The 20,946-nt window shown below is 58.3% G+C and carries 18 protein-coding genes; 6 read left to right on the top strand and 12 right to left on the bottom strand.

The genetic code is table 11. The annotated features are described in order from the left end of the window. Positions 1 to 133 precede the first annotated feature (133 nt). On the top strand, positions 134 to 2,071 hold the full coding sequence (locus tag IEX10_RS00300; protein WP_373287415.1) for a PAS-domain containing protein: 1,938 nt from the start codon (positions 134 to 136) through the stop codon (positions 2,069 to 2,071). Next, positions 2,068 to 2,784 carry a response regulator transcription factor gene (locus IEX10_RS00295; RefSeq protein ID WP_188669799.1) on the top strand — a complete coding sequence of 239 codons (717 nt, stop codon included), beginning with the start codon at positions 2,068 to 2,070 and terminating at the stop codon, positions 2,782 to 2,784. Before IEX10_RS00300 ends, IEX10_RS00295 begins: the two co-directional genes overlap by 4 nt. Here IEX10_RS00295 and IEX10_RS00290 read toward each other — a convergent pair whose 3' ends face one another. After that, entirely contained in the window at positions 2,785 to 3,681 is an 897-nt protein-coding gene (locus IEX10_RS00290) for a LysR family transcriptional regulator (protein ID WP_188669797.1), read from the bottom strand. A gap of 101 nt (positions 3,682 to 3,782) precedes the next feature. On the opposite strand from IEX10_RS00290, the gene glyA reads away from it, so the two are divergent. Beyond that, positions 3,783 to 5,108, top strand: a complete 1,326-nt coding sequence (glyA, locus tag IEX10_RS00285; RefSeq protein WP_188669795.1) for a serine hydroxymethyltransferase — start codon at positions 3,783 to 3,785, stop codon at positions 5,106 to 5,108. 51 nt (positions 5,109 to 5,159) lie between these two features. Here the strand turns inward: glyA and IEX10_RS00280 are convergent, their stop codons facing one another. Together IEX10_RS00280 and fdhF are read right to left on the bottom strand one after the other, a co-directional pair. Continuing rightward, positions 5,160 to 5,579, bottom strand: a complete 420-nt coding sequence (locus tag IEX10_RS00280; RefSeq protein ID WP_188669793.1) for a hypothetical protein — start codon at positions 5,577 to 5,579, stop codon at positions 5,160 to 5,162. Between the two features lie 180 nt (positions 5,580 to 5,759). Beyond that, positions 5,760 to 8,540: a formate dehydrogenase subunit alpha gene (gene fdhF / locus IEX10_RS00275; protein WP_188669791.1), complete on the bottom strand. Its 2,781-nt coding sequence runs from the start codon at positions 8,538 to 8,540 to the stop codon at positions 5,760 to 5,762. Positions 8,541 to 8,744: 204 nt separating this feature from the next. Between fdhF and IEX10_RS00270 the strand changes: the two genes are divergently transcribed. Further along, the gene (locus tag IEX10_RS00270) at positions 8,745 to 9,818 is read left to right on the top strand and encodes a saccharopine dehydrogenase (RefSeq protein ID WP_188669789.1); all 1,074 of its coding nucleotides are present in this window, start codon (positions 8,745 to 8,747) and stop codon (positions 9,816 to 9,818) included. Here the strand turns inward: IEX10_RS00270 and IEX10_RS00265 are convergent. From IEX10_RS00265 to IEX10_RS00240, 6 genes are read right to left on the bottom strand one after another with little or no spacing between them, the layout of a single operon-like run. Next, positions 9,815 to 10,546, bottom strand: coding sequence for an SDR family NAD(P)-dependent oxidoreductase (locus IEX10_RS00265; protein ID WP_188669787.1), 732 nt, complete (start codon positions 10,544 to 10,546; stop codon positions 9,815 to 9,817). The genes IEX10_RS00270 and IEX10_RS00265 overlap by 4 nt on opposite strands. Next, entirely contained in the window at positions 10,546 to 11,106 is a 561-nt protein-coding gene (locus IEX10_RS00260) for a DUF3833 domain-containing protein (RefSeq protein WP_188669785.1), read from the bottom strand. Before IEX10_RS00260 ends, IEX10_RS00265 begins: the two co-directional genes overlap by 1 nt. Continuing rightward, positions 11,099 to 12,346 (bottom strand): MFS transporter, encoded by a 1,248-nt coding sequence (locus IEX10_RS00255; RefSeq protein ID WP_188669783.1) that lies wholly within the window; start codon positions 12,344 to 12,346, stop codon positions 11,099 to 11,101. Before IEX10_RS00255 ends, IEX10_RS00260 begins: the two co-directional genes overlap by 8 nt. Next, positions 12,347 to 12,895, bottom strand: a complete 549-nt coding sequence (locus IEX10_RS00250) for a hypothetical protein (protein ID WP_188669781.1) — start codon at positions 12,893 to 12,895, stop codon at positions 12,347 to 12,349. Further along, positions 12,892 to 13,656 (bottom strand): DUF1365 domain-containing protein, encoded by a 765-nt coding sequence (locus IEX10_RS00245; RefSeq protein ID WP_188669779.1) that lies wholly within the window; start codon positions 13,654 to 13,656, stop codon positions 12,892 to 12,894. Before IEX10_RS00245 ends, IEX10_RS00250 begins: the two co-directional genes overlap by 4 nt. Then, positions 13,647 to 14,933 carry an NAD(P)/FAD-dependent oxidoreductase gene (locus IEX10_RS00240; protein WP_188669777.1) on the bottom strand — a complete coding sequence of 429 codons (1,287 nt, stop codon included), beginning with the start codon at positions 14,931 to 14,933 and terminating at the stop codon, positions 13,647 to 13,649. The genes IEX10_RS00245 and IEX10_RS00240 overlap by 10 nt, the downstream gene beginning before the upstream one ends. Positions 14,934 to 15,152: 219 nt before the next feature. On the opposite strand from IEX10_RS00240, the gene IEX10_RS00235 reads away from it, so the two are divergent. Next, positions 15,153 to 15,722, top strand: a complete 570-nt coding sequence (locus tag IEX10_RS00235) for a sigma-70 family RNA polymerase sigma factor (protein ID WP_229678378.1) — start codon at positions 15,153 to 15,155, stop codon at positions 15,720 to 15,722. After that, positions 15,719 to 16,369, top strand: coding sequence for a ChrR family anti-sigma-E factor (locus IEX10_RS00230; RefSeq protein WP_188669773.1), 651 nt, complete (start codon positions 15,719 to 15,721; stop codon positions 16,367 to 16,369). The genes IEX10_RS00235 and IEX10_RS00230 overlap by 4 nt, the downstream gene beginning before the upstream one ends. On the opposite strand, the gene IEX10_RS00225 is transcribed toward IEX10_RS00230, so the two are convergent. The 3 genes from IEX10_RS00225 to mutL form a co-directional block, all read right to left on the bottom strand. Next, the gene (locus IEX10_RS00225; protein WP_188669771.1) at positions 16,366 to 17,685 is read right to left on the bottom strand and encodes a DUF3422 family protein; all 1,320 of its coding nucleotides are present in this window, start codon (positions 17,683 to 17,685) and stop codon (positions 16,366 to 16,368) included. The two genes, IEX10_RS00230 and IEX10_RS00225, sit on opposite strands and share 4 nt — an antisense overlap. A gap of 85 nt (positions 17,686 to 17,770) precedes the next feature. Then, complete coding sequence (locus tag IEX10_RS00220; RefSeq protein ID WP_188669769.1) at positions 17,771 to 18,982, bottom strand: DNA recombination protein RmuC; 1,212 nt, start codon at positions 18,980 to 18,982, stop codon at positions 17,771 to 17,773. Next, positions 18,979 to 20,862, bottom strand: coding sequence for a DNA mismatch repair endonuclease MutL (gene mutL, locus IEX10_RS00215; protein ID WP_188669767.1), 1,884 nt, complete (start codon positions 20,860 to 20,862; stop codon positions 18,979 to 18,981). Before mutL ends, IEX10_RS00220 begins: the two co-directional genes overlap by 4 nt. Positions 20,863 to 20,946 lie beyond the last annotated feature (84 nt).

Genomic DNA, 20,946 nt, shown 5'->3' with positions numbered 1-20,946 from the left:
TCCATGATTCCCCACGCATCATCATTGATTGCCCAATTCTTGCGGTCAAAATTATTCTCAAATTTTGCGCAATTGTATCAAATTGTAACAATCGCATTCTTCGCTGGCTTTCCGCGCGATTGCTCTGCTAGCGATAGATATGACGGATCAAACCACCACACAGATGATGCGATCAGGGCTTAACCTGATCGGGCAAGCGCTGACGATTTACGATGCGGACCTTAAACTGGCGGTCTCTAACCGGCGGTTTCAGGAAATGTTCGACCTGCCAGACCATCTGGTGGAAACCGGCGCCCGTTTTCGCGAAACCATCGGATATCTTGCATCACGCGGAGAATATGGCCACGTCGATGATCTGGAGAGTTTCGTGCAGTTGCGGGTGGATCAAGCCCGCGATTTTGAACCCCACTATATGGAACGCCAGCGGGCCAACGGCGACTGGATTTCGGTGGAGGGCAGCCCCCTGCGCACCGGTGGTTGGGTCACGGTTTACACCGACATCACCCAGATCAAGCGACAAGAAGCGATGTTGCGTTCCGAGGGTGAAAAGCTCTCGGCGGATCTGATAACCCGTTCCGAAGAACTGACCGAAACCATCCGAAGACTGGCTGCGACCAACAGTGCGCTTGAAGAAGCAAAGCGCGACCTGATCGACGCCGAGGCCCGCGCCCGTGTCACAGCAGAAATGACCCCTGCCCATATTGCCCACGTAGATCGCAACAAGGTTTACACCTACTCCAACCGCAAACTGTTCGAGGTGATCGGCGCCTCCCCCCGCGATATTATCGGGCTGAGCACGAAAGAAGCGCTTGGGCCGGATGCCCACCGCCAGATTGGTCCGATGTTTGACAAGGCGTTGGCGGGCGACGCCAATGTTAGCGAATTCGACTTACACGAAGGCACCCGCCGCGTTCGCGCGGCTTTTACACCGGATATCAACCCCGATGGGGATATCGTCGGAGCCTACGTATTGTCGATGGACATTACCGCCGAGGCACAGGCCCGTGCCGCGCTGCAACAGACGCGTAAACGGGAACTTGCCGCACAACTGACCAGCGGTCTGGCCCATGACTTCGCCAACTTGCTGACGGTCATCCTTGGCCTTCAGGGACAATTGGAGCGGATGGACAACATGCCCGGCGAAGCGGCAGAGGCCATAGCCACAACCAAAGCCGCTGCCCTGCGCGGCGGAGTCTTGCTGGACAAGCTATCAGACGTATCGGGCCGCCGCGATCTGTCGGTTTCTGCCGTTCGGATTGATGCGCTGTTTGAGGATCTTTCCGCGCTCGCCAAAGCTGCCTTGCCCGACACCATCACGCTAGAGATAGAAAACGAAGGCATAGAGCGTCCTGTCATGCTTGATCGCGGATTTATGCAGGACGGGTTGCTGAACCTTGTGTTAAACGCGCGGGATGCAATTTTAGGCCACGGGCAGGACGACGGCACGATCTCTGTCACCGCCCGCCTGCGCGGCACGACGTGGGTCGAATTTCTTGTTTGTGACACCGGACCGGGTTTCTCGGACCAAGGACTAAGCAACGCGCTTGATCCGTTTTTTACCTCTAAAGCTTCTGAAGGATCGGGGCTCGGCCTGACCATGGTATATGATTTTGCACAACTCTCGGGCGGACGCGTGCGCATCAACAACCGCAGTGAGGGCGGGGCAAAGGTTACAGTGCAACTGCCCCTGCGCTATGGCTCTCTCACTTCCGGTCTGGGCATGGTATTGCTGGTAGAGGATAAGGATGACCTGCGTGAAAACACCCGCGAAATGTTGCGGGCAATGGGGCATGTGGTTCTGGAAACTGACACCGCCGAAGAGGCGCTGGTCCTGTCACAGGTCCCCGGAATTAGCCATGTCCTCTCTGACATCATGCTTGGCGAGGGTATGACAGGGCTCGACATGGCCCGTGCGCTGCTGGATACAGGCATTAATGTACCGGTCATTATGATGACGGGGCTACCCGCGGACGATCCTGTGCGCCAACAAGCCGAAGCACAGTTTCCTCTGGTCAACAAACCGTTCGCAGAGGCACAACTGGCCGAAAAATTTGACGAGGTTCAGGCATGACCACCCCCCCATCCGCCCCGCTGGTGACAATCCTCGACGACGAGCCGCAAATCCGCCTGATGCTGGCCGAAGCTTTGGAGGCTGCGGGTTTTCGCACCGCCGGTTTCAGCCGCGCAACCGAATTCGAAGCAGCGATGGCGGGACTGAACCCTGACATTTGTCTGGTAGATCTTGGCCTGCCCGATAAGGACGGACTGGCGCTGGTGCACCGTTTGGCGACCAACCTCGGCGCTGCTATCATCATCATTTCAGGACGTAATCAGGTACAGGACAAAATAACAGGGCTGGAACTAGGTGCCGATGATTACATCATCAAGCCCTTTGATCCTGCCGAGGTGGTTGCCCGCGCCCGCGCTTTGTTGCGCCGGGGCCGTTCGGTCCCGACAACCAAATCCCGAATTGCGCGATTTGCAGGTTGGTCTGCTGATTTCGACCAGTTCCTGTTGCAACCCGAAGACGGCGCGCCAACCCCGTTCAGCCACGCCGAAGGCGAAGTCCTGCGCCTGTTCCTAGAGGCCCCGAACCGCCTGATCACCCGCGCACAAATGCAGGAACTACTGGGCGGGGAAGCCGGAGACAGCTTTGATCGCGCGATGGATGTGCGCGTGTCCCGCCTGCGCACCAAACTGCGGGATGATCCGAAAAACCCCAAGCTGATCAAAACGATCTACGGCGCGGGCTATATTTTTTTGGGCGATGTGCAGTGGCAGTAACTACCCTCGCATTGCCAGCTCCCTGATTTGCGCGATCAGTTGATCCAGCAGACCAGACTGCGCCAGCACCGGATTGCGCCACAGGATCAGGTTCAGCTCCAGTGGGACCTTGACCGGCAGAACCGGCACCAGATCACCCCGCGCCAGAAGCGGCGCCACCAACGTCTGATGCCCCATCAGCACACCGCCACCGTTCACCGCCTCGCGCACGGCAACACTATAAAGCGAATAGCTCGGCCCAGTGCCGCTGTAATTCTGATCGGGAAAAGCCGCCTGCGCCCAGCGCGCCCAATCGTCCGGCCAGAACTGGTCTGAAATATGGGGTAACGCCATCAGCTCGTGAAAATCGGACACGCCTTGCGCAAGGGTCGGCGCGCACACCGGCACCAAATGATCCGGCCCCGCCAGCAGGATGGCTCCCTTGTCCTCTGCTGCAGCTCCGAAAAATATGCTCAGATCAAACGGCTCCCGTGAAAGGTTCGGCGGAGTTTCCATCGCTGTAACAGAGATCCGTGCCTCTGGAAGGGCGACGCGCAGATCGGGCAGCCATTCTGCCAGCAACAATTGCGCCACGCTTGGCAGGGTGGCAATGTTCAAGCTATTAGGCGCCGCCAGACTGCGCAATCGCTGGCTCGCCGCGCTGATCCCGTCAAAGGCCGCGATAAACTCCGGCAGCACTTGCTGACCTAAAGAAGACAGGCTGACCCCTTGGGCGTGGCGCACAAAAAGCGCCCCGCCACACCAGCCCTCTAGTGCTTTTACATGCTGCGCCACCGCCCCCGCAGAGACATTCAGCTCTGCCGCGGCCTGTTTAAATCCCCCCAGACGCGCCGCAGATTCAAAGGCCCGCAATCCGTTGAGCGATGGCAGCGAAGGACGGGGTGGATTAACAGCCATAATGAAGACCCATTTTTTCTAGGCCTAGCCCATAGCAATTCTGATTTGCAAAAGAAAGCCGCCGCTTTCATTCTGAAAAAAAAAAAAGACAGGATTGCGCCATGACCGCATTGACCAACCGGCACTGGGTGCCTGAAACCTCTGAAACGCTGGTGCAAAAGATCGCCTCTGAAACTGCGACCGCGACGTCTGGCGATATTGCCGCGCGGCTTGAAACCCTTGCTATGGATAACCGCACCATCCACGAATCCGATTGCTTTAATCTCAACCCTGCCACCAATGTGATCAACCCCCGCGCTGCCGCCCTGTTAAGCAGCGGAATAGGGGAACGCCCCTCGCTCGGCTATCCGGGTGACAAATACGAAATGGGGCTTGAAGCCATCGAAGAAATTGAGGTGATCTGCGCCGAACTCGCCGCCGAAGTCTTCCGCGCGAAGTTTGCTGAAATCCGCGTGCCCTCCGGAGCCATCGCGAATCTCTACGCCTTCATGGCCACCTGCAAACCCGGTGACACAATCATCGCCCCGCCTGCCAGCGTCGGTGGCCACGTTACACATCACACTGCCGGTTGTGCGGGGCTTTATGGGCTGAACGTGCTGCACGCGCCCGTAGATGCGGACGGTTACACGGTTGATCTGGAGGGCTTGCGCAAACTGGCGCAAGATGCCCGACCCAAATTGATCACAATCGGCTGTTCACTGAACCTCTTCCCCCATCCAGTGGCTGAAATCCGCACCATTGCAGATGAGGTCGGCGCGAAGCTGCTGTTTGATGCGGCTCACCAATGCGGTATTATCGCAGGGCAAGCATGGCCCGATCCGCTGGAACAGGGTGCGCACCTCATGACGATGAGCACTTATAAATCCCTTGGTGGACCGGCGGGCGGGTTGATTGTCAGCAATGATCCCGACCTTGCCGAAAAACTTGACGCCATTGCCTTCCCCGGCATGACCGCCAATTTCGACGCTGCCAAATCCGCGGCACTGGCCATGTCGCTACTGGACTGGCGCGACCACGGCAAAGCCTATGCAGCACAGATGATCGCAGTGGCCCAAGCGCTGGCAGCGGCCTTGCACCAAAGGGACGTTCCTGTGTTTCAAGCAGCAAAAGGCGGCACTCTATCCCATCAGTTCGCAATCAAAGCCGCCGCTTTCGGCGGAGGGCAAACCGCCTCCAAAAAACTGCGTAAAGCCGGCTTCCTGACCTGCGGCATAGGTCTGCCCATAACGGAACTGGGCAACGATCTAAACGGATTGCGCATCGGCACCCCCGAAATCGTCCGCTGGGGCGTCACACCAAAAGACGTCCCCGAACTGGCCGATCTTCTCAATCGAGCGCTACACGCAAATGCACCCGAAACACTCGCCTCCGAAACCAAAGCCTTGCGCGCGCGATTTAACAAGCTGCATTATATAAACGGTTCGTAACGCTTGCGCGGGGCGCCCAGTAGCCTTTGATCAAGGCGGCCCCATCTTACGTTAGCAACCCGGATAACCATCTCCATCCGCCGGAGCAATCCGCAGATGTGTTATCCGTCCGGGTGTGCCGCAGATTTGGATGAGCCAAGTCTGGCTGTAGCCCTGCCACCCGCGCCCGAGCAATTGCCTGAGATAATGATCCACACCACCAGCGCGCACCAGATCTGGAATGCGTGCGCGCATGGCCCGATCGCCAAAATAAGGATCTGATTCATCCCCGGAGTGCCGCACACCAAAGCGGTGAAAGTTGGCGCGATCTTGCTGGATGACCGATCCGACATCCTTCAGCGGGGCGCCACTGGAATTATAGAAATCCTGCCTGTCGATTGTCGCATAATAAGAGGCAAGGATGGGATCAGAAAATGCGGCTTGTGTCATAATCACCATAACCGCCGGTAGGGCATATCGTAACTTAATCATGAATCAACGCTCCTGTGATAAAATACACAGAGCATAACCCATTCCCGCGTTCTACGAAACTTTCGGAAAAAGCGCGTCGTGCTGATGATCACACCCCAACCACCACCACGCCCTTACGGGGCCGCACAACAGCCCCCGTTTCAATGTTCCAAAAATACTCAGAACCCGCCGCGCGGTGGATTACTCCGCCGCGATAGCATCTTCCGCTTTTTCCACCCGCACGGCTGAAAACTTGAACTCGGGAATTTTCCCATAAGGATCAAGTGCCGAATTGGTCAGAATATTCGCCGCCGCTTCCACATAGGCAAAGGGCAGAAAGACCATATCCTCGGCCACGGCACGGTCCGCACGGGCCATGGTCACGATAGAGCCCCGTTTCGTGGACAAGCGGATCATACCCCCAGGCTGCACACCCATTTTACGCAGGGTTTTGGGGTGGAGGGAGCAGTTTGCCTCCGGCTCTACCGCATCCAGAACCGATGCGCGGCGGGTCATGGAACCGGTGTGCCAGTGTTCCAACTGCCGACCTGTGGTCAGTATCATCGGATATTCCGCATCCGGCACATCATCGGGCGGGATAATGCTGGCAGGGGTGAATTTCGCACGGCCTTCGGGGCGCGGGAACCCATCGCCAAAAACAATCGCCTGCCCCGGATCGGTGGGCGACAGGGACGGATAAGTGACCGCCTCGTTCTCCAACCGCTCCCACGTGATGTTGTTGAGCGAACCCATCCCCATTTTCATCTCGGCAAAAATCTCGCGCGGGTGGGTGTAGGTCCAGTCCAGACCCAAGCGTTGCGCCAGATCGGTGGTGATCGCCCAGTCTTCCCGCGCCTCACCCGGCGGCGGCACGGCGGGGCGGCCCATCTGCACCTGACGGTTGGTATTCGTCACAGTGCCGGTCTTTTCGGCAAAGGCACTCGCAGGGAGGATCACATCCGCGTAGTTCGCGGTTTCAGTCAGGAAGATATCCTGCACCACCAGATGCTCCAGCTTGGCGAGCGCGTCGCGGGCGTGTTCTACATCAGGGTCGGACATGGCAGGGTTTTCGCCCAGAATATACATGCCGTGGATGTTACCGTCGTGGATCGCATCCATGATTTCGACGACCGTCAGGCCCTTTTCAGCGCCAAAGTCCACGTCCGACTGCCAGATTTCATTAAAGGCAGACCGTACGCCGTCTTCGCCGACGGGCTGGTAATCGGGCAGGAACATCGGGATCATCCCCGCATCAGACGCCCCTTGCACGTTGTTCTGTCCCCGCAGCGGATGCAAGCCCGCTCCCGGACGGCCCACCTGCCCTGTCATCAGCGCCAATGAAATCAGGCATCGTGAATTATCTGTGCCGTGGATGTGTTGGGAAATTCCCATCCCCCAGAAAATCATCCCCGCCTTGGCACCGGCAAACAGACGCGCTACTTCTTTCAACTCTTCAGCTTCGACACCGCAAAGTTCCGCCATTTTCTCCGGCGGGAAGTCCTTGAGATGAGCCTTCTGCGCCTCCCAGTTCTCGGTATAGGCGGCGATATACTGTTTGTCGTAAAGCTCTTCCTCCACAATCGTGTGCATGATCGCGTTTAGCATGGCCACATCAGTGCCCGGACGGAATTTCAGCCGGTGGGTCGCGTATTTGCCAAGCCCGACACCGCGCGGGTCCATGACGATCAGTTTGCCGCCCCGTTTGGTGAATTGTTTGAAATAGGTGGCCGCAACGGGGTGATTCTCAATCGGGTTCGCGCCGATCACAATCGCCACATCCGCGTTTTCAATTTCGTTGAACGTGGCCGAAACCGCGCCCGAACCGACGTTCTCCATCAGCGCCGCCACACTAGAGGCATGACACAGCCGCGTGCAGTGATCCACATTGTTGTGGCCAAACCCCTGACGGATCAGTTTCTGGAACAGATAGGCTTCCTCATTGGAGCATTTGGCGGACCCAAAACCCGCGATAGACTTACCGCCCTTTTCATCCCGAAGCTTGGCCAGTCCACCGGCAGCGACGGTCATGGCCTCTTCCCAAGTGGCCTCTCGGAAGAATTCATGCAAAGCGTCGGGATGCACGTTCAGCCCTTTGGCAGGCGCATCATCGCGGCGGATCAGCGGTTTGGTCAGGCGGTGTTCATGGTGGATATAATCAAACCCGAACCGCCCCTTCACGCACAGCCGCCCTTCGTTTGCAGGCCCGTCAATACCATCGACCCAAGCGACCTTGTCGTCCTTGATCTTCAGGCTGATCTGGCACCCCACACCGCAGAACGGGCAGACGGATTTGACTTCACGGTCGTAATCCTGACTGTCCCCGACCTGCTGCGCATCCAGTGCGGTTGCAGGCATCAGCGCCCCTGTCGGGCAGGCCTGCACACATTCACCACACGCCACACAGCTGCTGTCGCCCATCGGGTCATTCATATCAAAGACGATCTGGCTGTCATGGCCGCGCCCCGCCATACCGATCACATCATTCACCTGCACTTCGCGGCAGGCCCGCACACATAGATTACACTGGATACAGGCATCCAGATTGACCCGCATCGCAACATGGCTGTCATCAAGCAGCGGAATCCGGTCCGGTTCCATCGCTGGAAAGCGGCTGTCGCTGACATCCTGAAGTGCGGCCATATCCCAAAAGTGAGAGGACTTGTCGTGGGCCTGCTCTTGCGCTGGCTGGTCCGCCATCAGCATCTCGATCACCATCTTGCGGGCGGAACTGGCCCGTGCTGATTGGGATTTCACCACCATGCCTTCGGCTGGTTTGCGGATACACGATGCCACCAGCGTGCGTTCGCCGTCCACCTCAACCATGCAGGCGCGGCAGTTGCCATCCGAACGGTAGCCTTTTTCGCCAGAGTGGCACAGATGGGGAATCGTCGTGCCTTCCCGCTTCGCCACCTCCCAGATCGTTTCGTCGGGCGCAGCCAGAACCACCTGTCCATCAAGGGTAAACTCAATTGCATCTGCCATAGCGCAGCCTCCGCCGTAATCTTGCATTTGCTGATGTTAGAACACACACCGCCAGTTTCGCAAAGCGAAGAACCGACCAATAAGCATCTGTTTACGCGCAAAGGCTTGGCACAGGCAGCGTGGCGTTTGTGCGGTACACACTGGAAGCGCAGCAAGTTTTGCGTCAGAGTTCCTTACAACACCGAAACAAAGGATTGGCGCTTTATGGTACATCTATGGGTCCGCGCAGAACAACGCCCTGCTGAACAAAGGGTCGGCATCACCCCTGAAGGCGTTGCAGCCTTTATCGCCGCGGGACACGCTGTCACAGTGGAGGATTCCGACGCCCGCGCCATCCCGATCGACGCCTACCGCGCCACAGGTTGTGCCATTGCAGCCGCTGGAGACTGGCAGAACGCCCCAGACGATGCGATCATCTTTGGACTAAAAGAACTGGATCCAGACGGCCCTGATTTGCGTCATCGTCACATCATGTTCGGCCATGCCTATAAGGGACAGGCGGACGGTCCGGCCTTGCTGCGCCGGTTCAAAAACGGTGATGGCACACTGTATGATCTTGAATATCTGACAGATCCGTCAGGCCGCCGCGTTGCTGCCTTTGGCTATTGGGCAGGCTATGCGGGGGCGGCTGTCGGGTTAAAAGTCTGGGCGGCACAACAGGCCGCCGATAGCCCCGGACCTGATCGGATAAACGTCTATCAAGGACGGAACGCACTGCTGAGCGAGCTGGAACAAGACCTTAAGTCCGCGCTGGCAGAGGGCGCTGAGAAGCCGGATATGATCGTGATCGGTGCGCTGGGGCGTGTGGGCAGCGGCGCGGTTGATCTGGCGCAATCCCTTGGGCTGTCGGTCACAAAATGGGACATGGCGGAAACTGCGCACGGCGGACCGTTTCCCGAAATTCTGGACCACAGCCTGTTCGTTAACTGTATCCTTGCCAACCCGCAGGTGCCTGTCTTTGTCCCGAAATCAGCTGTGAACGCCCCGCGCAAACTGTCGGTGATCGCAGATGTCAGTTGCGACCCGAGTTCGGACTATAACCCGATTCCGATTTACGAAGAATCCTCTACCTTTGACGCCCCCCTCACGCGGGTATCGGCTGGTCCGCCGCCCCTAGATGTGACGGCGATTGATAACTTGCCCTCGATGTTGCCGGTCGAAAGCTCGCACGACTACGCAGCACAGCTTTTGCCGTCACTTTTGACTTTGAACTCCATAGACGAAGGCGTCTGGAGTGGTGCAAAAGCAATGTTTGATGCGCATGTGGCGCAGGTTTAGCCTTTACCAAACAACCGGTAATAAAGCGGTGCAGGCAGGAAATTTGCACCGCGAAACAACCACGAAAACAGTCTTGGAAAACTGGTCTGGAAACGGGACGCCTCCATTGCCGCGACCACATGGTCCGCGCCCTGTTCCGGCTCCATGACAAAGGGCATCTTAAAGTCATTTTTGTCGGTCAGGCGGGTCTTGATAAAGCCCGGATTAACCAGTTGCACCTTCACATTCGTCTTAACGGTTTCAGCGTGCAGGTTTTCCGCCAGATGCATCACTCCAGCCTTACTCGCCCCGTAGCCAATGGCGCCGGGAAGGCCGCGAAACCCTGACAGGCTGCCGATCAGCACCACGTGGCCCCGATCCCGCGCGATCATCTGGGGCACCACGGCCCCCATCACCCGCGCAGCGCCCGTGAAGTTGATATCGCACATCGCTTCAACCGCTTCGCCGTCCCAATCTGCCGCTACCATCGGCCAGTACACACCGGCGGCGAAAATCACCCCGTCGAGCGGTCCGATATCGTCCGCCACCTTGCGCACCTCATCCAGATTGCGCACGTCCAGCGGATGCACGCTAGACTTGGTCGGCAGGCTGTCGGACAGGTCTTTCAAGCGATCCTCACTGCGCGCGCTCAACGCCAGTTCCACACCCCGCGCCGACAGCTTTTGTGCCACTGCACGCCCCAAACCCTCCGATGCACCGACCAGCCAGTATCGTTGTCCCGCCTCCATCACGCTGGCTCCGGCCGGATGGTTGCGACCAGTTCCGCGACCTTGATCCCGAACTTGCGCATCTGGCTGCGGTTCACCAGCGATCCGTTCTCAAGCAGGTAAATCCAGTCGGTGACATCCAGCTCATGCCCGCCCGCGCTATCGGTCAATTTGATGCGGTATTTCAGCCGAATAGCAGATCCCATCTGCACCCCTTCACCCGTGCCGATCACGTCCGGTGCCGTTGCTTTGAACGTGCCGTCATTCGCACTGGTCAGGCTCCATTCGCGCCGCTGCTCGGTGCCGCTGTCATAGTGAAAATTCTCAACCAACGTGCCAGTGTTTCCTTCCCAACTGCCGTGCATCCGTGCAGTGAAACGGGATGACACGCGGCCAAGCGGCCCGTAAAGCACCCCGTCGCACAACATTGGCCCGTTCAAATGGCGGCGGATATCGAATTCCGGCCCGCCATCCAAATAGTCCTGCGGGCGTTGCGCTTGGAAACCGGTGGAGCGTTCCTTCAGCCAAAACAGCACCAGCACAACACAAGCACCAAGCGCGAAAAGGATAAGATCAGGCATGACAGCTCTCCTCTATCGGGGTCCAGTAAAGGACCACTAAAGCAATGGATTTTAAAACAGACGGGATCACCGCGTAGGTCAGGGTCAAGACCCATAGAACCTGTGGTGGGTTCGGTAGTACGGTCGAAAAACCGGATTGATCCAGCAGCGGCAGCACGGTCGCTGCAGCGATCGCAAGCGTGAGTTTTGAGCAGAAATTCCACAGACCGAAGGCTTGCCCCCCCGCCCCGTGGACCCGTTCCACCCGCGCCGAAAACAATGCTGGCAGCAGGGTCATATCCGCGCCAAGCGCCGCGCCGGACGCCAGACACACCAGCGCGAAAGGCCAGACATCCCCCTGCCCCAGCGTGATGGCAAAACTAAAGGCGATAATCGACAACCCCATTCCGGCCAACAAGGTCCAACGGACCCCGCGCAGCGCCGCAATCCGCGCCCAGACCGGAACCGAAACGGCAGCCGCGACAAAGAACACCAGCAGCAACGGACCGGCGGCGGTTTCATGGCCCAGTCGATATTCGACAAAAAACAGGAACAGACTGGCGCTGACTGCGGCAGGCGCTGCGTTCAGTAGGCCAACCAGCAACAACCGGCGCAGGATGGGGTCAGCCAAAAGCGCAGCAACGCTGCCTTGCTCCGGTAGCTCCGTATCGGCATGCCACTCTTGACGCATCAGGACCGCACCCGCCGCCGCTGCACCGCAAAACACCAGCGCAAACAGGGCCAAGGGGGCGCTGAAATCTGCATAAAGAAACAATGTTGGCAGGATCGCCGCCAGACAAATGCCCGCAAGGCTGCCGCTCTCCCGCCAACCAGCCAGCCGTAGATGCCCCTCCGGACCGAGCGTATTTCCCTTAGAGATACCGCGCGCATAAAACAGGATCGACAGGGCGCTGAATGCAGTGAACAGCACCGCCAGACATAAGGTAAACCAGACCAACGGGTTGATCGGCGCTGTCACTGCGAACAGCCCGACCATAGCCAGCGCCAGCAGTGCCGTCATCCCGCCTGCAAACACGCCGCGCCACGCCCCAAGGTGATCTACCACCCACCCCAGAACCGGATCCTGTGCAAAATCCAGCACCCGAAGCCCCAGCAGCGCCACACCAATGGCAGACAGGCTGAGGTCGTAACGGTCCACATAGAATTTCGGCGCATGTATATAAAGCGGCAGTCCCGCCGCCGCGAGAACACCCGCAAAGGCCGTATACCGGTGCAAACCAAGGCGGGTCCCATGCTCCATTCAGCTATGCCCCTTCAATCTGGAAGCCGAGCGCGCGTCACGGGACGTTGGCGCAAGCCAGATACCAAAAAAGCGGTCCCGCAGCCGCGGGTAGGTCAGCGTACAGGTCTTGCGCCCGTTCACAAAGAGACTGGCGCGATCCGGTCCCTGAGACACGCCCGTCACCCGAACACCCTTAGCAACATCCACAAGGCAACGTCGCAGCCGTTGCTCCAAAGCGCCGTGATCCGATAGACGCCCCCCTTCCACCCGCACGATCTCTTTTACCGAAGTCCGCGCCAGAAGATCGGCGCTGAACGCATGGGCATAGCGCAGGGTCAGCGCGAAGGGTTCCCGCTGGTCAAATGTTCCGCCCGAAGCCGTCCAAAGTTCTGCATCATAGAGTTTTTTGCCCCACAACCGCGCGCTGGCGGTACCTTTCAACGATGCACCGCCAAGCGATCGCGCAACTTCCACCGGCGCCGATTGTGCTATGGCCTGCCCAGCACCTACCAAGCCCGAGACCAGCCCGATCAGGATGACTATGGCGGTGATAAATGAACATTTCATGAAGACACCTCCTGCTCCGGCGGGTCGGGGCGGTTGCGAAAGCCTGCCCCCTTCCACCACAAACGCAGCGCCTGCCAGTAGATCAACCCGATGACCCGCAGCGATCCGAAAGGCCGCGCCACAGCCATCCCCAGAATGGAGCGATTGGACAAGGGCCGCCGCCTGCCGTGGAAAGTGGCGATCACACCACTTTCCTTGCTGCGAAAATCGATCACGATGCCGATGTGTTCGTCGGTTACGTCAAAGCGGAAACTGTATTCGCCGCTGACGGGTTGAAACGGCGAGACATGAAATACTTTGCGCGCCTTCAGCCGGTCCGTCGGCAGGATCGGCGCCAGATCAGCGTGGTGGCACAGATAGGAGTGACGGTCCCCGTAGGTGTTATTCACCTCGGCAATCACAACGCGCAGGGTGTTTTGCGGGTCGAACACCAGCCAGAAACTGACAGGATTGAACACATGCCCAAAGACCCTGGGCTGTGCGAGCAACAGGATTTTGCCATCCGCCAGATGGGCCATTCCCTGATCGGCGAGGACTTCATGCACCCAGTTAACACCTTGCCCCGCCCCACGTGCTCCGCCGTGATCCACGTCATGCAGGGCTGTCAGATTGGCGCGGTTGCGCGAAAACAGAAAGGGTTTTGGCGCGTCCTCGGACAGGTCTGACAACACGTAATCCACACGGTAGCGGAAGGCGTTTTTAACCGCCCCGTGCCGCCCGTGATAGGTGGTTGCACAGATATGTTCGGGGGTTACGCCCATTGCGGGATCAGTTTCATGTGGTTGGCAACATCCACTGCGCTGGAATATCCGTCCTCATGGAAGCCGTTACGCAGATAAGCACCACAAAACCATGTATTATTCAGGCCCTGCAAGGACTTGATCCGGCTTTGCGCCTCCAATGCGCCACGGTCGAACACCGGATGCATGAAGCTGGTTTCTTCATAAATCAGTTCTTCGCGAATCGCACTGGTCGGGTTCAGGGAGCTGAGCAGCAGGTCGTCATGGGGGATGGATTGCAGCGTGTTCATCCAATAGGTAATGCCCACCGGATCGGATTTTTTCTGTTGTCCGGTCGTGTAGGTCCAGCTTGCCCAGCAGGATTTACGCTTGGGCATGATTGATGGATCCGCGTGCAGAACAGCGCGGTTCAGTTGATAGCCGATCGCACCAAGCGTCGCTGATTCTTCAGACGTTGGGTCAGTCAGCATCGCCAGCGCCTGATCTGAATGGCAGGCGAAGACCACACGGTCGAACTGTTCCCACGTGCCCCCCTCAAGGCGGACCTCTACACCCGAAGCGTTGCGGCGCACGGCCTTCACATTCGCGCCGGTGCGAATTTCGCAGCCCTGCTGGCGCATCGCCAGTTCCAGTCTGCGCACATACTCGACCGAGCCACCCTTAACCGTGTACCACTGGTGCTGTCCGTAGATATTCAACAGGTTATGGTTCTTGAAAAACCGCGTTAACGCTTGGGCGGGGAAAGACAGCATCTGTTCCAATGGGGTGGACCAGATCGCACCCGAAAACGGCAGTAGATAGTATTTCTGGAACCACTCCCCCAACCGCAAGCGGGCCATCAGCTCCCCCAAGGTCAGATCTGGATCAGCGGCCATGTCTACCGCCTTAGAATTGAACCGCATGATGTCCACCAACATGCCCAGAAACAGAGGATTTACGATATTCCGTTTCTGCGCAAATAACGCGGCTAGATCGTTCAGCGCGTATTCAATGCGCCCATTATCCGCTGACACCCCAAAGCTCATGTCGCTTTTGATGACGGGAACATCCAATTCATTAAACAAACCGGTCAATCGCGGGTAATTAGCGTAGTTGAACACGATAAATCCGGTGTCTACCGGCTGGTCGCCGTTCTTGCCCGCCGTCACTGTGCGGGCATGTCCACCTAGCCGCGTTTCCGTTTCCAGCAGGGTCACGTTATGGATCTTTGACAGCAGATGTGCCGCCCCCATACCCGAGACACCTGCGCCGATAACAGCAATCTTGACCGGAGCGACAGGGGCGAATTCAAATGGCATGGGACTTCCTTATTGAGGGTGTGCAAACCATACGTAGTGCGATTTCGATTGGATCACTTTGCCAAGGCCACAAATAATTTTTGCCACTATGATCCAACAGCATTTTGCGCGCGTATAGAGTTCATGTTACACGCTTTATCACTGATGGAAAAAAACGACGCCTCTCGAAAGGATAGCCAAGCCGCTATTCCGCATAGAGTGTCGAAGCGAAGGTTGAAGATGAGCCCTACTGAGCAGCGGCACAGTCAAGGTGACGATTGGAATGCGCAAATACTGCGCGTTCGCAATCACCGTGACGAGGCGGCGTTCGCAGCTCTGTTCGGCCATTTCGCGCCACGCATCAAAGGCTTCCTCATCAAATCAGGGGCCAGCGGGGCAACGGCTGAAGAGTGTGCGCAGGAAACGATGATTACCCTGTGGCACAAGGCCCATCTGTTTGATCCGTCCCGCGCTTCTGCGGCTACGTGGATCTTCACGATTGCGCGTAACAAAAAGATCGACGCCTTCCGTCGTGCGGCGCGGCCCGAACCCGAGGATTTGCCTTGGGGACCGGAACCCGAACCCGAAGCGGCGGATGCACTGGCGCTGAGCCAAGAAACCGAACATCTGGCAACAGCCCTGAATGCGCTGCCAGAAACGCAAAGAGACATTGTGAAACGCGCCTATTACGGCGATCTGTCCCATTCCGAACTGGCCGAAGAAACCGGCCTACCGCTTGGTACAATCAAATCCCGCATTAGGCTGGCGCTGGAACGTCTGCGCCAGACACTGAACGAGCCTGTGAAATGACTGTAAAGCATCTTTTGAACGAACAACTTCTGATGGGCTATGCCGCTGGGATCCTGCCCGAGGCCTTCGACCTCGTTGTCGCCACCCATCTGAGCCTCTCGGACGAGAGCCGCGCCATGTTAGGCGGTTACGAAGCCGTAGGCGGCGTGGTCATGGAAGAGACCGAAGCCGCAGAAATGGGTGCGGATGCGCTGCAATCCGTGATGGCGCGGATAAAATCCGGCAAGGCGATCACCGATAAACCGGCGATCCGCGCAACCAAACCCGGTGTTCTGCCAGAACCCTTGCAGGATTATGTGGGCGGCGATGTTGATAAGATCAAATGGCGCCCGCTTGGCGGCGGGGTGAAACAAGCCATTCTGCCCACAACCGGCAAGGCGCAGGCGCGGTTGATATTTATCCCGGCGGGTGCGGCGGTCCCCGATCACGGACATCGAGGCACGGAATTGACGCTGGTGTTACAGGGATCATTCTCCGATGAGGTCGATCACTTCGCCCGTGGGGACATCGAAATCGCGAATGAGGATTTGAACCACCAGCCCGTCGCAGGGCCCGAAGCGGACTGCATCTGCCTTGCTGCCACGGATGCGCCACTGCGGTTCAACAGCCTTATTCCGCGGTTGCTTCAGCCGATCTTCCGGATTTAACCGCTTTCGGCTGGCGCGGCTTTTGCACGATCTTCTGCCTGCTTGCGGATTCTGCGCACAGCCAGCCAGACCAGAAACACGACCGGCAAAACCAGTCCGGCACTAAACCATTTCGATGAAATCGACAGGTATTCGGCCATCGGCGCGAGCAGCTTGGCCAAAAGGTTCACCCCGTAATAGCTGATCGCCACAACCGACAGACCCTCAACCGTCTCCTGCAAACGCAGTTGCAATGCTGCTCGGGTGTCCATCTGATTGAGGATCTGGCGGTTGCGTTCATCCGCATCCACGCTCACCCGTGTGGCCAGCAGGTCAGACGCCCGCGCCGCCCGCGCCGAAATATCCGCCAGCCTGCGCGACGCCGACCGGCACGTACGCATGGCAGGTTCAAACCGGCGCATCATGAATTCCGAAAACAACTGATAGCCCGCCAACCGCTCTTCGCGCAGAACCTTGACCCTTTCGTGGACCAGCGCCGAATAGGCTTCGGCGGCGGTAAATCGATAGGCCGTATCGGCTGAGAAATTCTCAACCCTGCCGGAAATATCCAGCAGACGATCCAGTTCATCTTGTGCGTTTTCATGGGCGTCTGTCATTTCACGCACCACTTGTGCCAGATCGCGGTCCAGATCGGACAGCCGCGAAAACACGTCTCGCGCGATGGGCAGGGTCAGCATGGCCATGGTTTTATAAGTTTCGATCTCTATCAGGCGCTGAACGATCCGCCCCATCCTGTTCGCGCCGGTCTCCCCTACTTGGAACACCGCAAACCGGATGTGTTCAAACGGGTCTAGCCGGAAATCCCCCACAATCGCTGCATCCCGTTCCAACACAAAGGACGCCGCGACCGCTTCGGAGTGGAACCATTCGGTGCCGACTTCGGACACCCGCGCCACGACTGCTTCTTGTGATACCGCATGTTCGAGGCGCACCAGAATAGAGGAAAGCAATCGCCCCGGCGCATCGGCAAGCCAGTTGTCTGGGAAATAATCGAACAATCCGCCATCAAAAGGCACTTCGGACACACCGTCTGCAAACAGGGTAAAGGTGCAAAATTCCGAATGACGTTCCCATTTCAGGTATACCATCCCCAGATCGGCACTGTGATGGGCCGCGTCGGGTGCAGGATGGGGCGCGCCGTACCGGTCCAGCAGGGCGAGCAAATGATCGCGATGGGTGTCAGAACTGGCAGCATCCCGTTCAATCGCAATAGAGGCTGCGCGACTTGGCGCGCGGAGCACCGGAAACGGGCGCGCGTGAAGCTCGTTGCTTAACGCAACGCGGTCGGGGTGGCGGGCAATAGCAGAAAGCGGCATGAAAATCCTGACTCCGGAAACGGACTTCTGCCATCAAACCGCGGATTTCTTTTGGCGCAAGATGCAACTTGACGCAGCGTTATACTTATTGGTCCGATAAAGACGTCAAGGGATCGTCCCGTTCCTGTTCCACCGGATCAAAATCAAACGCTTCCAGCCGCCGCGCACGCCCACCGGCTTTGCCCGCAGAAATCTTGATTTCCTCTATATCCTTGCTGGCCTGTCCGAAATGCCGGTCAAGATTGCCCACGCGGCTCACTAGCCGGTCCACATCCTTATGCAACAACCCAAGCTCTGCGCGAATTGCCCCCGCCTGTTCCTTCATCCGCGCATCTTTCAGCACCGCCCGCATGGTGTTGAGCGTCGCCATACAAGTGGTCGGCGATACGATCCAGACGCGGGCGGCAAAACCTTCGCGCACCACTTCGGGGAAGTTCGCGTGCAATTCCGCATAAACCGCTTCGGACGGCAGAAATAGCAGCGCGCCCTCAGCCGTTTCCCCTTCGATAATATACTTTTCCGAAATCGCCTTGATATGCGCCCGCAATGCCGTGCGCATATCCCGCGCAGCCAGATGGGCCGCTGCCGGATTGTCCGCAGCGCGGATCGCTTCATAAGCTTCCAGCGGGAACTTGCTGTCGATCACAATAGGACCGGGCGGTTTTGGCAGATGGATCAGACAATCCGCCCGCTTTCCGTTGCTTAAAGTTTGCTGAAACGAATAGGCATCGGGCGGCATCGCTTTGCGCACGATTTCGTTCAACTGGATTTCTCCGAACGCCCCGCGCGTCTGTTTGTTGGACAGAATATCCTGCAAGGACAACACGTCGCCGGACAGTTTTTCAATATTGGTCTGGGCCTTGTCGATGGTCGCCAAACGTTCTTGCAACTGGGTCAGGGACTTGTTGGTTTTCTCGCTGCTGCCTTGCAAGCTGTCGCGCATCTGCCCTTGCAGTTCCGCCATAGTCCGCGCCGAGCGCATGGCGTTTTCGTGCAGTTTCTCCTGCATTTGCTGTTGCACAACCGAAAGCCGCGCCTCAACTGTTTGCATGGTTTGGGACTGGGATTGGGACAAGCTGTCGAGCCCGCCTTTCAAAACATGCTGGCTCTCGTTCAGGATACGCAGCCCCTCCCCCATGGCCAGCATCTGGTTAGAGAGCGGCGCTGTCGCCCGCGCAGCACGCCCCGCCGCCCGCATCGCCACGAGCAACAACAGCACAACCAGCAGCAGGGCAACTCCGCCAGCCAGAAGGGACAGCATCAATGGGTCAGCGGCAAGGCTTTGCAAATCAATCATCGCCGCCCGAAGAGTTTTTCAATGTCGGTAAGTTTCAGCTCCACATAGGTGGGCCGACCGTGGTTGCACTGTCCTGAATGGGGGGTTGCCTCCATCTCGCGCAGCAGGGCGTTCATCTCTTCCGCCCGCATCATCCGGCCCGAACGGATCGAACCGTGACAGGCCACGCGGGACAGGATCGCTTCAATGCGGTCCTTCACCGTTTGGGTCTGGTCCAGATCGGCCAGTTCATCGGCAATGTCACGGATCATCGCCTGCGCGTCCACTTCACCCAGCAAAGCAGGCGTTTCGCGCACGCAGACCGCGTTGCCACCGAAATCCTCAATCACCAGCCCGAATTGCGCCAGATCATCGGCGGCGGACAGAACGCTGGCCTGTGCGCCAGCCTCCAGCTCGACAATTTCAGGGATCAGCAACGCCTGCGCAGCAACGCCGTTCTGCGCCATCTGTTTCTTCAACCGCTCGTACACCAGCCGTTCGTGGGCGGCGTGTTGGTCAACAATCACAATCCCGTCCGGCGTCTGGGCGATCACATAGTTTTCATGCACCTGTGCGCGCGCCGCACCCAGCGGCTGATCTGCTGCCGCAGGCGTATCGGTAACAGGCTCCATCCGCGCGGAATAGGCGGGGGCAGTTTCGGCAAATCCCCTCTGCGCCGGTTCTATCGGCGCATAATTCTGCGGCGGCGCATAGCTTTGCGGCGTGGCCTGCGGAATGAAACCACTGCGCGGTTGCATCTGGTAGACCGGCGCTTCAGCCCGGTTCTCAGGCCGAAACGCCCCCAGCGTTGCATCCGCCACGGTCGTTGACGCGCGGTGCCCCGCCTCTGCCAGCCCATGACGCAGCGCGCTGACGATCAGACCACGGGCCAGACCTGGATCACGGAAACGCACCTCGGATTTAGCGGGATGCACGTTCACGTCCACCAGCGTCGGATCGCATTCCAGAAACAGCGCCAGCGCGGGGTGGCGTTCACGGTGCAGGAAATCGGAATAGGCGCCGCGGATCGCGCCGTAAAACACCTTGTCACGCACCGGTCTCCCGTTCACAAACATATACTGCGCCGTAGCAGAACCACGCGAATAGGTCGGCAAGCTAGCAAATCCGGTGATCGCAATGCCTTCCCGCTCTGCGTCTATCCGCAGTGCATTGGCCGCGAAGTCGGAACCGAGTATTTTAGCCAGCCGCGCATGCAGCGCATCAAACAGATCGCCGCTTTGGGCTTCGGCTTGAAACACCACGCGGCCCTCACCGCCGCCTGACACATCGCGCAGGGTGAAGCCGATCATCGGTTCCGCCATCGCCAGCCGCTTTATCACGTCAATGATTGCGCCACTTTCAGCACGGTCGGTGCGCAGGAATTTCAACCGCGCCGGTGTGGCGTGAAACAAGTCACGCAGTTCCACCACTGTGCCCCGCGACAGAGCCGCAGGACGCAAAGCGGACATCTCGCCGCCGTGAACGGTAATCTGCGCCGCAGAGTCTGCGCCTTCTGCCCTTGAGGTGATCGACAACCGCCCCACCGCGCCGAGCGAAGGCAGTGCCTCTCCGCGAAAGCCGAATGTGTGGATGTTCAACAGGTCAGAACCGTCGATTTTCGAGGTGGCATGGCGGGACAGCGCCAGTGGCAACTGGTCCTCGGGGATGCCGTGGCCATCATCACTGACACGCAGCAGGGTCTTGCCGCCATCGGCGTAAGCCACTTCGATCCGGCGCGCTTTGGCGTCGATTGCGTTTTCCACCAGTTCTTTCACCGCACTTGCAGGGCGTTCGACAACCTCTCCGGCGGCAATGCGGTTAGCGGCGGCGTCATCCAGCTGGCGGATGGGACGGCGTATCGGGGCTGTTTCAGCCTGTATTTTGGGGTCTGCTACACTCATACCACTACAAATAGCAGCAATCCCCGCGATTCGCACACGGGGATTTGGTTAATGATGCGGCTGTTTTTGCGGTCCGGCGCCCAA

Origin of the sequence: Neptunicoccus cionae (assembly GCF_014643735.1) — a bacterium.
Taxonomy (GTDB): domain Bacteria; phylum Pseudomonadota; class Alphaproteobacteria; order Rhodobacterales; family Rhodobacteraceae; genus Amylibacter; species Amylibacter cionae.
This window is presented reverse-complemented; position numbering and strand designations above follow the sequence as displayed.

Coding starts and splice junctions, on each gene's coding strand:
- glyA (WP_188669795.1), top strand. CDS start 3,783: ATGACCGCATTGACCAACCGGCACTGGGTGCCTGAAACCTCTGAAACG.
- IEX10_RS00240 (WP_188669777.1), bottom strand. CDS start 14,933: ATGCCATTTGAATTCGCCCCTGTCGCTCCGGTCAAGATTGCTGTTATC.
- IEX10_RS00255 (WP_188669783.1), bottom strand. CDS start 12,346: ATGGAGCATGGGACCCGCCTTGGTTTGCACCGGTATACGGCCTTTGCG.
- fdhF (WP_188669791.1), bottom strand. CDS start 8,540: ATGGCAGATGCAATTGAGTTTACCCTTGATGGACAGGTGGTTCTGGCT.
- IEX10_RS00290 (WP_188669797.1), bottom strand. CDS start 3,681: ATGGCTGTTAATCCACCCCGTCCTTCGCTGCCATCGCTCAACGGATTG.
- IEX10_RS00225 (WP_188669771.1), bottom strand. CDS start 17,685: ATGCCGCTTTCTGCTATTGCCCGCCACCCCGACCGCGTTGCGTTAAGC.
- IEX10_RS00230 (WP_188669773.1), top strand. CDS start 15,719: ATGACTGTAAAGCATCTTTTGAACGAACAACTTCTGATGGGCTATGCC.
- IEX10_RS00295 (WP_188669799.1), top strand. CDS start 2,068: ATGACCACCCCCCCATCCGCCCCGCTGGTGACAATCCTCGACGACGAG.
- IEX10_RS00270 (WP_188669789.1), top strand. CDS start 8,745: ATGGTACATCTATGGGTCCGCGCAGAACAACGCCCTGCTGAACAAAGG.
- IEX10_RS00245 (WP_188669779.1), bottom strand. CDS start 13,656: ATGGGCGTAACCCCCGAACATATCTGTGCAACCACCTATCACGGGCGG.
- IEX10_RS00260 (WP_188669785.1), bottom strand. CDS start 11,106: ATGCCTGATCTTATCCTTTTCGCGCTTGGTGCTTGTGTTGTGCTGGTG.
- IEX10_RS00250 (WP_188669781.1), bottom strand. CDS start 12,895: ATGAAATGTTCATTTATCACCGCCATAGTCATCCTGATCGGGCTGGTC.
- mutL (WP_188669767.1), bottom strand. CDS start 20,862: ATGAGTGTAGCAGACCCCAAAATACAGGCTGAAACAGCCCCGATACGC.
- IEX10_RS00280 (WP_188669793.1), bottom strand. CDS start 5,579: ATGATTAAGTTACGATATGCCCTACCGGCGGTTATGGTGATTATGACA.
- IEX10_RS00235 (WP_229678378.1), top strand. CDS start 15,153: ATGAGCCCTACTGAGCAGCGGCACAGTCAAGGTGACGATTGGAATGCG.
- IEX10_RS00220 (WP_188669769.1), bottom strand. CDS start 18,982: ATGATTGATTTGCAAAGCCTTGCCGCTGACCCATTGATGCTGTCCCTT.
- IEX10_RS00265 (WP_188669787.1), bottom strand. CDS start 10,546: ATGGAGGCGGGACAACGATACTGGCTGGTCGGTGCATCGGAGGGTTTG.